The organism is Pseudomonas sp. 2822-17 (assembly GCF_002742485.1).
Taxonomy (GTDB): domain Bacteria; phylum Pseudomonadota; class Gammaproteobacteria; order Pseudomonadales; family Pseudomonadaceae; genus Aquipseudomonas; species Aquipseudomonas cyclaminis.
On record NZ_LJRZ01000472.1, the window covers coordinates 1 to 230 of the forward strand.

A 230-nucleotide genomic window follows, 5' to 3' on the forward strand; every position below is an offset into this window, starting at 1 on the left:
AAGGAAGAAGACAAGCTGGTTCCAGATTCAGCTTTAGATATTTCAAAAGATAATACCTATCCAAATCCATCGCAAGATCTACCGAAGCTCCATCCAAGTGAACTGGCATCTGAGTTATTGGACTCAACTGATATTACGATCGAAAATCCTGAGTTAATCAAAATGTTTAATGAGTCTTCTGTAAAAGGCTCAAAACTAGCTATAGGGATGAACAATATGGAAATGTTCAT

1 protein-coding gene is annotated in these 230 nt (G+C 36.5%); it reads left to right on the forward strand.

What is annotated here, in order from left to right; translation table 11 throughout:
• On the forward strand, positions 1–230 hold a 230-nt coding region (locus AOA60_RS18275; protein ID WP_218240693.1), incomplete at both ends, for a YfkD family protein.